This window comes from Vibrio sp. A1-1 (assembly GCF_021728175.1).
GTDB lineage: Bacteria > Pseudomonadota > Gammaproteobacteria > Enterobacterales > Vibrionaceae > Vibrio > Vibrio diabolicus.
The window spans coordinates 19,376-33,943 of sequence record NZ_JAKKCL010000001.1; the positions used below are offsets into that span (position 1 = coordinate 19,376).

The following is a 14,568-nucleotide window of genomic DNA, read 5'->3' on the forward strand; positions in this document are numbered from 1 at the left end:
TAACCTCGTGAGTTACTTAAACTAGAGGGAGTACTCTATTAAAGTTCGTGGCGGCATGAGGATATGCCGCCAATTTGTGGTTGAACGATGATTGCTATTAAACCCACCAAACTGAAAGATTTTTCGAGTTTGATGCAATTGGATGTGCAGGAAGAGCAGAAAGGATTTTCTACGCCGTTTGAAGTGGCTTATCAAAAACGCAATAAGTCTGAAGCGTTCTTTACGATTTATTCTGACGATCTATTAGTTGGCTATCTTGTTATCGATAAAGGCTTCTCCCAACATGCGCCCTTTGCCAAAAGGCATGAACTGGGGCTCAAGTACTTGATGGTTGATCGACGTTTCCAACGCCAAGGGGTTGGGAGTGAAGCGTTACGCAAACTGTTCGTTTATGCGTATACCATTGACCCTGAAAGCACCTCTCTTTGCGTCACTGTGCCACAGAGTCAGCAATACGCTATCAGTTTTCTTGATGCGTGTGGATTCATCAATACAGAGAAAACAACGTTTGGTGAGAACGGAAAAGAGTGGATTTTACGTCATCCACTGAGCTAGCAAGAAAAGTATAAAAAATAGGGAATATCCAGATACAACAAAGGCAAGCTCATGGCTTGCCTTTGTCTTCAATGCTCAATAAAAAGTGACTTATTCACCTTTGTAAATACAACCGGCTGTGCACGTTTCTTTGATTTCTACTTTGCTTAGCAACGGTAAACTTGGCTTAAGCTGTTGCCAAATCCATTTTGCTAGCACTTCGCTCGTCGGATTCTCCAAACCTTCAATGTCGTTCAGGTAATAATGGTCTAAACGATTGTAAATTGGTTTGAATGCCGCTTTGATTTCAGCGAAATCCACTACCCAACCAGTATGCGGGTCTACCTCACCTTCTACATAAAGACGAACTAAGAAAGAGTGTCCATGCAAACGACCACACTTATGGCCTTCAGGTACATGTGGCAAGTGATGTGCCGCTTCGAACATAAACTCTTTGTACAATTCTGTTTTCATCTTGATTCTCAGGCTTTAAAAAGACACGCAATACTAAGGAATTCACTGCCAACAGACAAGTGCTACTCAATACAAGCGTAGCAAAACGCCGTTTGTTCTCAGCGAAAATAATTAAACCTTTGTCCTGATCGTCGTATTTCTGTCATGCGCCAAACATTTGATTACACAGCACTCACATCACAATTACATATCCCTAACATGAGTGGGGTCACAATCATTCATTTCGTTGTTCGCAGTGCGCATTTGTGCACATTAAGATTGTGCAGTTCGTTCCAATTACACTTATAAATTTATGCGCTCAACTATCACTTTTAAGCTCTTGCTCGCGTTAATTGCCGTCTTCAGCTGTGTTCTGGCTGCCTCTACGGCTTATCAATACCATCAACAAAAAACCTTAATCAATGATGTTCTCAGTGAACAGCTTCATGATAAGGCCAGTAATTACTTCGATAGCCTAAACATGATGATGCTAACAGGCACCATGTCGCAAAAAGAAACTTTGCGAAAAAAAGCACTCGCTCAAGAAGGGATTGAAGAAGTTCGCGTGTTGCGGGCCGATACCGTCACCAAGCTTTACGGACCAGGACAAGCAAACCAACAACCGGTCGATGATATTGATCAACGAGCTTTAAATGGCGAACTGGTCATTGAGCCAATTTCAGCCGATTGGGGGAACGGACTGGTTGTCGCGCTACCAATGAAATCAAGCGAAAATTATCGTGGCACCAACTGCGTTTCTTGCCATGTAGCACCAGAAGGCGAAGTATTGGGCGCGATTCGTTTGGAATACAACATGAACCACGTCAATTCAATGATCAATAAACAGGCAATGTTTGCGATGGGAATAATGGCCGTTATCGCGTTTGTTGGTTTTATTATAACGATGAGTTTGATTCGTAAGATCATTGTTCGCCCAATACAAAAAACGTCGCAATTCATGGCGAATGTGAGCCATAGTAAAGATCTATCTCAACGACTTGTTCATCACCAAAAAGATGAGGTAGGCCAACTTTCTACCGCGATTAATTCGTTTATGGATACGGTATCCGAGAGTTTAGAGCGTGTACAAGACACCTCCCACTCTCTTGCCAATTCAGCCAGTCAGTTAACGGATGTTGCACAATCAACAGACAAAGCGGCCAATAATCAACAATTGGAAACCAGTGACGTACAAAGCAACATCACCGACATGTTGCAACAACAAACCGCCGTTGAAGACTCAACCAATAACGCCACAGCTCTAGTCAACCACACCGTTGATGTTGCTACTCACAGCGCAAGCCAAGCACACAGCGTGAGCGAAGACATCAAACACTTGGTGAGCAATATTGACGGCGTGCGGGAGAAAATCAGTTCGTTAAACCAAAGAACCGAAGAAGTATCATCCATTCTTGGGGTCATTAAAGGCATTGCAGAACAAACGAACCTACTCGCGTTGAATGCTGCAATTGAAGCCGCCCGAGCCGGAGAGCAAGGACGCGGTTTTGCCGTCGTCGCGGAGGAAGTGCGTAACCTAGCTTCTCGGACCGCCGAAGCCACAGGCAACATTGAGCATATCATTTCTCAATTCCAGCAAGGGAGTGAAGAGTCCTTAGCCTCTGTGGATACTGTCTGCCAGTTTGCTCACCAACGTTCAGTCGATGTCGAGACACTTTCAGTCACGATGCATAACGTTGTCGATGAAATGCATCAAGTTCTGAAACATGCGGAAAACATTCAAAGCCAGACGCAAACCACATCCGACGTCAGTCAGCGTATTCAATCCAAAATTGATGTGATCACACTGCATGCTGACGACACATCGCAATCAGCATCGCACACGCGTGATATTAGTGTTGATTTAGAGCATCTATCCGAACGTTTAGAGCAATTACTTAACCAATTCACACTTTCAGAGCATCAAAGAGTGAATAAATAGAGAGATTCTCCCCATCAAAATGAATATAAAGGTTGATGCGAGCGAATTGACAGGTAATATGTCTCGTTGAATCTGTAAAATGCTACCCAACTCAGCACTTAGCTTGTTTTTTGAACAAAAATGTTATTAGACAAGTACTTTAATAAGTGTTGGGTTGAATTTTTACCTCAATGGAGAATATTGAAAACATGACTTACGCGCCTGTATCAGACGTATTGAAAGGTCAGCTAGCAGTAGACAGCGAAGTGACTGTTCGTGGCTGGATCCGTTCACGTCGTGATTCCAAAGCTGGAATCTCTTTCCTTGCCATATATGACGGCTCTTGTTTCGACCCGATTCAGGCCGTGGTCCCAAATAATCTTAATAATTACGAAGACGAAGTACTAAAGCTAACGACTGGCTGCTCTGTTGAAGTGACTGGTAAGATTGTTGAATCTCCTGCAAAGGGCCAAGACTTCGAACTTGCTGCCACTGGCGTTAAAGTGGTTGGTTGGGTTGAAGACGCAGAAACTTACCCGATGGCAAAAACTCGTCACTCTATCGAGTACCTACGTGAAGTTGCGCACCTACGTCCGCGCACAAACGTAATCGGTGCGGTAGCTCGTGTACGTAACTGCCTATCTCAAGCGATCCACCGCTTCTACCACGAACAAGGTTACTTCTGGGTATCTGCGCCTTTGATCACTGCCTCAGATGCTGAAGGCGCTGGTGAAATGTTCCGCGTTTCTACGCTAGACATGGAAAACCTGCCTCGTACAGACGCTGGCAAAGTAGATTACAACGAAGACTTCTTCGGTAAAGAAACTTTCCTTACGGTATCTGGTCAGCTAAACGCGGAAGCTTACGCTTGTGCACTAAGCAAGGTTTACACTTTCGGCCCTACTTTCCGTGCTGAAAACTCAAACACAAGCCGCCACCTAGCAGAGTTCTGGATGGTTGAGCCTGAAGTTGCGTTTGCAGAACTGGACGACGTTGCGAAACTGGCTGAAGACATGCTTAAGTACGTATTCAAAGCAGTACTTGAAGAGCGTCGCGATGACCTTGAGTTCTTTGCTCAGCGCATCGACAAAGAAGCCGTTAGCCGTCTAGAGAACTTTGTTTCTTCTGACTTCGCACAAGTTGACTACACAGACGCGATCCAAATCCTGCTGGATTCTGGCCGTGAGTTCGAATTCCCAGTTGAGTGGGGTATCGATATGTCATCTGAGCACGAGCGTTTCCTAGCAGAAGAGCACTTCAAAGCGCCGGTAATCGTTAAGAACTACCCGAAAGACATCAAAGCATTCTACATGCGTATGAACGATGATGGTAAGACGGTAGCGGCAATGGACGTTCTAGCACCTGGCATCGGTGAAATCATCGGTGGTTCTCAGCGTGAAGAGCGTCTAGACGTACTGGATGCACGTATGCGCGAAATGGGTATCGACCCTGAGCACATGAGCTGGTACCGCGACTTACGCCGTTACGGCACAGTGCCACACGCAGGCTTTGGTCTAGGCTTTGAGCGTCTAGTATCTTACGTAACAGGCATGGGCAACGTTCGTGACGTGATCCCATTCCCACGTACGCCTCGCTCTGCGAACTTCTAATCACTTTTTAGTGATGAGACAGAATTAGAAAAGACCTCCCTAGTGGAGGTCTTTTATTTTGTGCTCAACCGTCAATACTATCTGCCAAGCAACTCAAGCTTGAGTTAGTCTTCTTCCTTATCTCTGTCCGCTTTTTCAGCGTACTTTACGCCCACAATACATAAGCCAAACATTACGAAAGGGATCACGGCCGCGGTGTACTCTGTCCATGCCATATGAGAGAAAGACTTCGCCAAAATGAGATGCGCAAATACCAGTAAAAACGCACTAAAAATAGCAACGGCGATTAACCTTAACTCATGTTTAACCAACTGCTTTTTCATCTTAAATCCTGCTTAATCGTCCAAGGTCTGTCGACCTGAATAATGATTGAAGCACAATTTGCAAAAATGGCGCTGATACAGTTGGAGCAAAAAAACACTAAGCAGTTTAATAAGTTTCAATTCTGAGTAATTCGCGAAGTAAATCACCTAGCCTTTTGATAGCACGTTCCAAACTCGTTTCTAAAGGAAGCGATGTATTCAGTCTTAAATAGTTTTCGTATTGATCACTTATCGAAAAGAGTTTGCCATAAGCGACGGTAACATGCTCAGACAATAGTGCTTGATATACCGCTTTACTTGATATTCCATCTGGCAATTTCAGCCAAAGAAAGTAGCCACCATCAGGACGTTGATAGGTAACCTCTTTAGGTAGGTGCTTTGCAAGTAAATCCACGAAGTCAGCTTGACGTTGTTGCAGTGCCTTACGCAGCTTTCTCAGGTGGTTGTCGTAACTGTCGTTTTGTAAGTAATGTGCAACCCCCTGCTGAATAGGGGCACTCCCAGATAATGTCGATATTAACTGGAGCTTTTGAATAGTCTCGTTAAAACGCTTATTCACCACCCAACCCAAGCGATATCCAGGGCATAAACTCTTAGAAAAAGAACCACAATGAAGGACACGCTCTTGCTCATCAAAGGTCTTCAATGAGTTCGGCCTTTTGTCAGAAAAATACAGCTCAGAGTACACATCGTCTTCGATGAGATACACATCATATCGATTGGCTAACTCAACAATGTATCGTTTGTGTTCATCAGACAAAGAAGCCCCGGTTGGATTATGAAAGTTCGTCATTAACCAACAAGCCCGAACATCTTCATTGGCAAAAGCTGCTTCGATTTGTTCAAGCGAATGCCCACTCTCATCATCGACACTGATTTCAATAGCTTTGAGACCTAACCGTTCTACCGCTTGAAGTGCGCCATAAAACGTTGGGGATTCGACAACGACGGTATCACCTGGTCGGGTGACCGCTTGCAAACTCAAGTTTAATGCTTCTAGCGCACCGGAAGTAATAACCACATCATCATGGGTTAGTGATATCCCATGATGAATATACCTCTGAGCGACGAGTCGCCTTAACGACTCAGCACCAGGAGGTAGGTTGTCTAGCAACTTATCCGGCCCCATTTTTCGTCCCGAGCTGGCCAAATTACGGTTAAGCGACTCCAAAGGAAACAAACACGGATCCGGAAACGCCGAGCCTAAATGAACAACATCCGATGTTGCTTGGTGCTTCAAAAACGAATACAACTCATCGTTCAACTTAGTGCATGGCGTATTGTTGCTTTTAATTCCATTCGTATTAGTGAGACGTTCAAGATCGGCAGTCACATAGTAACCAGATTGAGGCTTTGCTATCACCCAACCTTGCGCCTCTAGCAATTGATAGGCTTGTAATACCGTACCTGCACTTACGGAATGATTGCGGCTGGTGACGCGTATTGAAGGCAGCTTCTCCCCTGCTCTCCAAGTATCTTGGTGAATTTGTGCCTTAAACAATTCGGCCAATTGACGGTATCGATTCATGTATCCCTCATTTCACTTGCAGCCGCACCATAGCATACTTCGCGCCAGCATTCTGATATGGCAGTAGTCAATTTAGCAACGTAATTTATCAAGCTTGTTTATAGCAATTTCGACGACGAAGTGAGAATTTATGTTCCATACTTTTACTGATACGTCCGAGTGGTCTTAAATCTTTGCCTTGTCTGAAAAGCAAGGCATTTCACGGGACTGAGAGTGTTAAATCCACTTAGACATCTATCTTTTAAGCCGGGAGGAAGCGATGAAAGTATTTACAATGGACGATCTCTCTTATCGCGGGAAACATAAAGGTGTACATAGCTGGGACCATCCTGGCGGCACAACCCCTTATTACTGGCATCCTGATTGGTTGCATATCGCTGAAGATGCTTTGGGTGAACACAAAAAGGCTGACCTTGAAGTCCCTGACGGAGAGGCCGCAACAGAAGAGCATGCAAAAGCGGCGATTCTCAAACACTTGAATGACGAGTAGTTTAGGCTCTATCACCGTTCAAGAATAGCGTTAGGTAGGCGAATCCATCGTCGTATGCTTTAAACGCAGATAAAGCCAAAACCTGCCAAATAATAAATTCTTCTGAATGAGAAGTACGCATCGTCTGTAGCTATCGAATGACAAAATAAGTCGATAGTTATCACATTAATTTTCATTACATCTGTTACATTTAGATAGTAATGGTGATGCACACCTCAACTCATGGATTATGAGAGAAAACAATAATGGCGAAATACAACGAAGAAGACATTAAATACAAAGGTGAATCCAACGGCGTACATTCTTGGAGTTCACCTTCCGGCCAACCTTATTATTGGCACCCAGATTGGCTACACGTAGCGGAAGATGCGACGGGCACACACCCGAAACAAAAGCTTGAAGTCGAAAAAGCGGAAGTCCCAACAGAGAAGCACGCGTTAAAAGCAATCTTAAAGCATATGAACGACTGGGCGACTGAGAAGCTTTCTTCTAACCCAGACATCGAAACCAATGCGGTTGAGTCTGAAATCGATCTGAAGAAATAACATCAGCCAACATCTATACTTCTTACAAGCAAACGCTCCACCTTTAGTGGGGCGTTTTTGTCTCAACTAGTAACCGCCACTCCACGTAAATCACTAATACAAAGCACTCAAGTCAAACGATTGGTACGTGAACAAAACTTCATCAACCATGGTATAAATCCCCTTCAAACTCTGTGCCTACCAAACGTTTTCATGGCAAAAACTTTAGTTATGTTAGAATTCTGTTTCAAATCGCAACTTTTTTAGGTTTTCTTTTCAGTAACGGTTGTAACCAATATTGCTGAAAGGTATAAATGTTAGCACACCCCTTCGATTAACATGGATGAAGATTATGTTTGAAAAAGTAGTTGCCGCTCCGGCTGACCCTATTCTTGGCCTTACTGAAGAGTTTAAAAAAGATACTCGCGCAGACAAAATTAACCTTGGCGTAGGTATTTACAAAAACGAGCAAGGCGAAACCCCCGTTCTTGCAACAGTAAAGAAAGCTGAAGCAGCACTTGTTGAAACTGAAAAAACCAAATCTTACCTAACTATCGAAGGCACAGCAGAGTATGGCATTGCAGTACAAAAACTGCTTTTCGGCTCTGATGCAGAAATTGTAAACGAAAAACGCGCTAAAACAGCTCAAGCTCCAGGTGGTACTGGCGCATTACGTGTTGCTGGTGAGTTCATTAAACGCCAACTTGGCGATGTAAAAATCTGGATCAGCAATCCTACTTGGGCAAACCACAACGGCGTATTTACTGCCGCTGGTATCGAAACGGCACAATACAGCTACTACAACGCAGAAACAAAAGACAAAGACTTCGATGCAATGCTAAACGATCTGCAATCTGCGTCTGAAGGTGACATCGTGCTTCTACACGGCTGCTGCCACAACCCTACAGGTATCGACCCAACTGCTGAAGAATGGGAAACATTGGCGAAACTAGTCGCAGAGAAGAAATTGCTTCCTCTATTTGACTTCGCATACCAAGGCTTTGCTAAAGGCGTGGAAGAGGATGCGGCGGGTCTTCGTACTTTTGCTAAGTACAACAAAGAAATCCTAGTCGCGAGCTCGTTCTCGAAAAACTTTGGCCTATACAACGAACGCGTTGGTGCCTTCACGTTAGTAGCGGAATCAGAAGAAGTCGCAACAACCGCATTTTCGCAAGTTAAAGCCATTATTCGCTCGATCTACTCTAACCCACCAGCGCACGGCAGCGCGGTCGTGACTCACATTCTTGGCAACGCCGAAATGCGTGCGGAATGGGAAGCTGAAGTAGCAGAAATGCGTGACCGTATCCAAGAGATGCGTGAACTATTTGTAGCGACACTAAAATCAGAAGGTGTGGACGCAGACTTTAGCTTCATCGAACGTCAAAATGGTATGTTCTCTTTCTCTGGCCTATCTAAAGATCAAGTAAACCGTCTGAAAGAAGAGTTCGGTATTTACATCGTCGGTTCAGGCCGAATCAGTGTTGCTGGTATGACGAAGTCAAATATGGGTCCTCTATGTAAAGGCATTACAGCGGTTTTATAATCGATAGTCGCATACTTTATTAAAAGGAAAGGTCAGCATAAGCTGACCTTTTTGTTTTTATTTATTGCAAATAAATGAAACAGTCCGCTAGTAGACAAACTTCAAACTCAGCCCCACTTCATTGACATAATCAGAACTCTCACCGCTGTAATCGGTATCTCTAAACTGATAAAAAAGACCGGTACCAATAACATCATGCCATTGGTAGTTAAAACCTATCTTAAAATTGTTCTCATCGACGATATCACTGCGGTTAACTTCCACCTCGGCCGTCGCAATAAGTTGTTCACTGAATAAGTAATTCACCCCAACGGTGACGGCTTGAAGCAACTCGCTATCTGAAGATAACGTATTATCCGTTTTGTCGTCCGTCGCTTTCGCTTTGATTGCACCTATTCCATATTTACCGTAGATATCGAATTGATCCGTAATCCCATAACGATAACCACCACCAAACAACAAACGGTCAATGCGAAGAGTAAAGTCGTCCGGATGGAAAAACTGCGCCGAGTAATCGACATTAAACAACCAGTTCTCAGTGAATAAGTAATTACCACCGAGTCCAATTGTGGTCGCGTTCGAATTATCTAACCACTCTTCATTTGTGGTTCCGGCCCCCACATCCAGGTGAATGTGTTCATACCCAAATTTTTCTGCTTGGTCCATGACCGCCGCGCTAGTTACTGCTGGCAAAGCAGCTAAAGACGCAAGCAATAAACTTCTCACCATTCGACTTCCTTTCATGAGAATTATTTAAACACCGCCCCCAAATCACCTTGAGTGGCTTAGTTCAACAAAAATAACTTAGTTTACAGACGCGGTAACGATTTGAAATCTGCTATGCCTCTAAATCAAGCATTGGCCCAAATATATCGACCACGTCCGCTCATCTTTTAAGTGACTATATAGTAGTAGAAATGCCGATTCCTTATCGTGCGATATGTCAGAATCTTATGACTGAGCACGAAAATCAAGGTTCAGATAAGACTCTGTTTTAAAACTAAGTTAAGATTACTTTATTATTTGCGAACTAAAAGGCACCTTCGATGGATGCAGAACTTCTCGAGATTTATAACTTTCTCGCCAAGTACCCCCCGTTCAATGAACTCCCTGAAGAAACACTAAACAAGGTGACAGAGAGTGTCGAGATCTCGTACTACCGAGAAGATACCCCAATTATCCATTTTGGAGACTATATCCAAGATCTCTACGTGGTGCGAAGCGGTGTCGTAGAAGTTTATCGACGTAAAGGAGAGCTTTATAACCGTCTTGATGAAGGTGACCTCTTTGGTCAAATGGGAATGCTAACCAACAACAAAGTACGCTTTCCAGTAAAAGCCATTGAAGATACTCTGCTCTATTGTATTCCTGGTGACGTTTTCCAAGAGATATACGACAACTTTGATTCCTTTGCAGACTTTGTCGAAGTGGAAAATAGTGCTCGTTTACGCCAAGCCATTTCAGAAAACAAAGATGCCAATGACCTGACGACATCGAAAGTGAAAACCTTGCTGACTGGCGATGCTCATACGATTGATCGTGGTCAAACAATCCAGCAAGCCGCGCAGCAGATGGCGAATGACAACGTATCTGCTCTACTTATCGTCGATCCAGATTTCGTTCGTGACGAAGATGACCCACAGTCTCCGGTACTTGGTATTATTACTGACCGTGACTTGTGTACCCGTGTGTTAGCCGAAGGCTTGTCTCCACAGGACGATGTATCAAGTGTGATGACCACTGAAGTCATGTCTCTTGATCACAATGCCTACATCTATGAAGCAATGTTAACCATGCTGCGTTACAACGTGCACCATCTGCCTGTGGTTAAAAACCAATTGCCTATTGGTATTATCGAAACAACCGACATTGTTCGTTATGAATCACAAAACTCGCTCTTATTGGTGAGCAGCATTTTCCAACAACAGACCATCGAAGATTTGGCAGTTGTTGCTGAAGAAGTAAAAAGCAGCTTTGTACGCCTGGTCAACGAAGATGCCAACTCACACATGGTGGGCAGTGCGATGTCCGTAATTGGTCGAAGCTTCAAACAACGTCTGTTAGAAATGGCTGAAGAAGAGCTTGGCCCACCACCAATTCCTTATTGTTTCCTTGCACTTGGCTCAATGGGACGTGATGAGCAACTGTTGGTGACTGACCAAGATAACGCCATCATTCTAGATGAGACCTACCAAGAAGAGAAACATGGTAAGTACTTCGAAGCTTTAGCGAAATACGTCAGTGATGGATTAGATGCCTGTGGCTACAAGTATTGTACAGGCGATATTATGGCAACCAACCCATTATGGCGCATGACTCGTTCAGAGTGGGAAGAGTGCTTCGCTGACTGGATTGATAACCCGAACCCGAAAGCGCTACTCAACGCGTCCATCTTTTTCGATTTGGATGGCGTTTACGGTCGCTTAAAATGGGCAGAACAATTAACCAGCTTTATTGTTCGTCGTGCGCGTAAAAACAATCGCTTCTTAGCCTGTCTGGCTCGCAACGCACTTAACCGAACGCCGCCACTTGGCTTCTTTAAAGACTTTGTGATGGAGAAAGATGGCAGACACAACAACTCCATCAACCTCAAACGTCGCGGTACGGCTCCTCTGGTCGACTTAATTCGCGTTCACTCTCTGGCGGTTGGCTCACGTGCACAGAACTCGTTTGAGCGTCTCGACGACATCATTGATGCTGGCATTTTGCCAAAAGGTCGTGCACAAGACTTAAAAGACGCACTAGAGTTTATTTCCATGGTGCGTATTCGTCACCAAGCGACGGACGTGGAATTAGGCATTGATCCAGATAACAATATCGAACCAGAAAATCTCTCTGAATTTGAACGTCGCAACCTAAAAGATGCTTTCCAAATCCTAAGCAATGGTCAGAACTTCCTTAAGTTCCGCTACCAAGCGAATAAGAGCTTTAAGTGAGGTTGAACATGATCAAAAAGCTCTTTCAGAAGCCAACCATTCAGTGGCCAACGAAATTTGAACAAAAGTTGGAGATGGCTAAAGATGAGAATTTAATTGCGTTTTATAGCAATAAACCACCTGCACCAGAGACCCCCCTGTCTGAGGTGGAGTTCGTCGCGCTAGATTTCGAAACGACGGGGTTGAACCCCGAGAAACATGACATCATTACCATTGGTTTAGTGCCGTTTAACTTGAAGCGGATTTTTTTGCGCAATTCACGTCATTGGAAAGTTCGCCCGCAGCGAGCACTCGATGAAGACTCGGTAATCATACATGGTATTACTCACAGTGAATTGATCGATGCACCTGACTTGGGCGACATCTTAAGCGAGCTACTACCATGCTTAAGCGGAAAAATCATTGTTGTGCATTATCGTCGTATCGAGAGAGAGTTTCTGGATAAAGCACTCAAAAGCCGTTTAGGGGAAGGAATTGAGTTTCCAGTGATAGATACGCTGCATCTTGAAGAAACCATTCAACAGAAACGCTCTGGCTCACTCTGGGAGCGTTTAAAAGGGAAAAAGCCAGAATCGGTTCGGCTAGCGCAATCTCGACGCCGTTATGGTCTGCCAGACTATACCCCTCACCATGCATTAACCGATGCAATTGCTACGGCAGAACTGCTACAAGCGCAAATCGCCCATCATTATAGCGAAGACCAACCGATCAGTGAGTTCTGGCTATAACGTCTTTCTAGCTTAATAAGCGATCAAAAAAGGAGCCAAATGGCTCCTTTTTATTTAGGTCGGTATCCGATTACAGCTTAAAGCGTTGAATCTCTTGCTCTAATTCGTGTGAAAGCTCAGATAGGTGGGCAGCTTGTTCTGCTGCTTGATGAGCTTCTACCGACAGCTCGTTAGAAACGTCACGAATGCCTTCAGTATTACGCGTGATCTCGGTTGTTACCGATGCTTGCTCTTCTGCCGCCGATGCAATCTGCGTTGCCATGTCACTGATACGCTCAACAGCAGTATGGATTTGCGTCAAGCTCGCTGCAGCCGCGTTCGCATCATCAACACTGGTGTCAGCCAGACGACGGCTATCACCCATGATGCCAACCGCTTTCGCTGTTGTGCCCTGTAGCATCTCGATAGTTTCTTGAATCTCTTGCGTTGAAGCATGAGTGCGTTGGCTCAATACGCGAACTTCATCCGCAACCACAGCAAAGCCACGGCCTTGTTCACCTGCACGTGCTGCTTCAATTGCCGCGTTAAGTGCAAGTAGGTTTGTTTGCTCAGCAATACCTTGAATCGTTGATAGAATCGTATTGATGCTATTTCCGTGTGCTTCTAGCTCTTGAATCACATCAGTGGCGACTTGAACTTCTTGCGCCAAGTTCTGGATAGAACCTTGCGTCTGAGTCACTTGGCTAGAACCGTGTGAACAAGCTTGAACCGCTTCCTCTGAGTTACTTGCCGTGCTATCTGCATTACCTGCAATTTCTTGTGTCGCTGCAGCCATTTCGTTCACAGCCGTCGCCACCATGTTGATCTCATCTTGCTGGTAAGAGATACGCTGACTACGCTCTTCAGCTTGCTGTGCCGTCGTGCGTGCTTGCTCTGAAAGCGCAGATGATACGTGGCTAAGCTTGGTCACCATCGTGTGCATGTTGCCAACAAAGCGGTTGAAGTTTTCAGCCAATTTACCGACTTCATCATCACTACGTGGTTCTAGTCGTTGCGTTAAGTCACCTTCACCAGATGCAATTTCCTCAAGTGCATTTGATACGCGGCTCAAGTCACGGAACAAGAAACCAACTAACCAAGATACCGCAAGAATAACCACAATGGTGATCATCACTGCAGTGATCAATAGGTCACGTAGCAATACCGCATGCCCTGCTTCTTCCGTTGCGCGATCCATTTCAATCGCGAACATCCAATGCGTGCCAGGTACTTTATTAAAGTAGTAAAGCTTCTCTTTGCCTTTGATTACCGTATCTTCGATACGACCTTCATCTGCAGCGCGCTCGATTGCATCTTCTGAAAAGTCTTTTAGAACACTGGTGATAGGCTTAAGCGTTAAGCTTTTATCTGGATGCGCTAGGAACGTACCTTCGTTCATATCGATTAACATCGCATGCGCATTTTCACCTGCATCTAGGTTAATCACGTCGCTGATAAGCTGATCGATCAGTACATCTGCACCAACAACACCAACAAACTGACCATTTTTCATTACTGGCTCAGCAATGGTTACAAGCAGCGCGTTAGTGATTGCATCTTGATATGCAGCTGTGATGATCTGCTTACCTGCGGCGTTAGCATCTTTGTACCAAGGACGAGTACGAGGGTCGTAATCAGCACGGTTACGCTCAGGGTGAGAGCGATACATATCACCGTTTGGTGTACCAAGGAAGATGTCATCAAAGCCACCAGCCTTGCGAGCTTGTTGTAGGAAAGGGACAACGTCTTGCTCTGTCGAGTAGTCGTTGAATGCGGTAGCAATATCTTTACGGATATTGACCCAATCAGAAATTCCTTCTGACGCAGTAGTACTTAGACTTTGCGCACGTGAATAGACACCTGAACGAGTCTGATCAAATAATTGACCAGCCGACAACCAAGTAAGTGCTGTTGCCATCACAACAACAGCAGAAAGGCTTGCGCCAATAAGCTTTTGTTTTAATGATAATTTCATATTTATAGTTTTTGAGTTGGGAGAACA

At 44.6% G+C, this 14,568-nt stretch carries 13 protein-coding genes; 8 read left to right on the top strand and 5 right to left on the bottom strand.

Translation table 11 applies throughout. From position 1 onward, the window contains the following. Positions 1-87 precede the first annotated feature (87 nt). On the top strand, positions 88-555 hold the full coding sequence (locus L3V30_RS00090; RefSeq protein ID WP_237308030.1) for a GNAT family N-acetyltransferase: 468 nt from the start codon (positions 88-90) through the stop codon (positions 553-555). Positions 556-645: 90 nt separating this feature from the next. Here the strand turns inward: L3V30_RS00090 and queD are convergent, their stop codons facing one another. Continuing rightward, complete coding sequence (gene queD / locus L3V30_RS00095; RefSeq protein WP_005376896.1) at positions 646-1,008, bottom strand: 6-carboxytetrahydropterin synthase QueD; 363 nt, start codon at positions 1,006-1,008, stop codon at positions 646-648. A 292-nt stretch (positions 1,009-1,300) separates the two neighbouring features. On the opposite strand from queD, the gene L3V30_RS00100 reads away from it, so the two are divergent. Next, the gene (locus L3V30_RS00100; RefSeq protein ID WP_109169676.1) at positions 1,301-2,926 is read left to right on the top strand and encodes a methyl-accepting chemotaxis protein; all 1,626 of its coding nucleotides are present in this window, start codon (positions 1,301-1,303) and stop codon (positions 2,924-2,926) included. A 188-nt stretch (positions 2,927-3,114) separates the two neighbouring features. Then, on the top strand, positions 3,115-4,515 hold the full coding sequence (gene asnS, locus L3V30_RS00105; RefSeq protein ID WP_046876186.1) for an asparagine--tRNA ligase: 1,401 nt from the start codon (positions 3,115-3,117) through the stop codon (positions 4,513-4,515). A gap of 104 nt (positions 4,516-4,619) precedes the next feature. On the opposite strand, the gene L3V30_RS00110 is transcribed toward asnS, so the two are convergent. Both L3V30_RS00110 and L3V30_RS00115 read right to left on the bottom strand, forming a co-directional pair. Then, positions 4,620-4,838: a hypothetical protein gene (locus L3V30_RS00110; RefSeq protein WP_012841649.1), complete on the bottom strand. Its 219-nt coding sequence runs from the start codon at positions 4,836-4,838 to the stop codon at positions 4,620-4,622. Between the two features lie 106 nt (positions 4,839-4,944). Then, positions 4,945-6,366: a PLP-dependent aminotransferase family protein gene (locus L3V30_RS00115; RefSeq protein WP_237308031.1), complete on the bottom strand. Its 1,422-nt coding sequence runs from the start codon at positions 6,364-6,366 to the stop codon at positions 4,945-4,947. Between the two features lie 259 nt (positions 6,367-6,625). Between L3V30_RS00115 and L3V30_RS00120 the strand changes: the two genes are divergently transcribed. From L3V30_RS00120 to L3V30_RS00130, 3 genes are all read left to right on the top strand, one after another. After that, the gene (locus L3V30_RS00120) at positions 6,626-6,856 is read left to right on the top strand and encodes a hypothetical protein (protein WP_005396877.1); all 231 of its coding nucleotides are present in this window, start codon (positions 6,626-6,628) and stop codon (positions 6,854-6,856) included. Positions 6,857-7,101: 245 nt separating this feature from the next. Next, positions 7,102-7,401 carry a hypothetical protein gene (locus L3V30_RS00125; RefSeq protein WP_005396873.1) on the top strand — a complete coding sequence of 100 codons (300 nt, stop codon included), beginning with the start codon at positions 7,102-7,104 and terminating at the stop codon, positions 7,399-7,401. 331 nt (positions 7,402-7,732) lie between these two features. Next, positions 7,733-8,923 (top strand): amino acid aminotransferase, encoded by a 1,191-nt coding sequence (locus L3V30_RS00130; RefSeq protein WP_237308032.1) that lies wholly within the window; start codon positions 7,733-7,735, stop codon positions 8,921-8,923. 87 nt (positions 8,924-9,010) lie between these two features. On the opposite strand, the gene L3V30_RS00135 is transcribed toward L3V30_RS00130, so the two are convergent. Continuing rightward, on the bottom strand, positions 9,011-9,652 hold the full coding sequence (locus tag L3V30_RS00135; RefSeq protein WP_005396869.1) for an outer membrane beta-barrel protein: 642 nt from the start codon (positions 9,650-9,652) through the stop codon (positions 9,011-9,013). 317 nt (positions 9,653-9,969) lie between these two features. On the opposite strand from L3V30_RS00135, the gene L3V30_RS00140 reads away from it, so the two are divergent. Together L3V30_RS00140 and L3V30_RS00145 are read left to right on the top strand one after the other, a co-directional pair. Further along, a complete protein-coding gene (locus tag L3V30_RS00140) occupies positions 9,970-11,859 on the top strand; it encodes a DUF294 nucleotidyltransferase-like domain-containing protein (RefSeq protein WP_005396868.1) in 1,890 nt (629 codons plus the stop codon). 8 nt (positions 11,860-11,867) lie between these two features. Next, entirely contained in the window at positions 11,868-12,587 is a 720-nt protein-coding gene (locus tag L3V30_RS00145) for a 3'-5' exonuclease (protein ID WP_080936826.1), read from the top strand. Positions 12,588-12,657: 70 nt separating this feature from the next. Here the strand turns inward: L3V30_RS00145 and L3V30_RS00150 are convergent, their stop codons facing one another. After that, positions 12,658-14,541, bottom strand: a complete 1,884-nt coding sequence (locus L3V30_RS00150; RefSeq protein ID WP_114323220.1) for a methyl-accepting chemotaxis protein — start codon at positions 14,539-14,541, stop codon at positions 12,658-12,660. Positions 14,542-14,568: the final 27 nt, after the last annotated feature.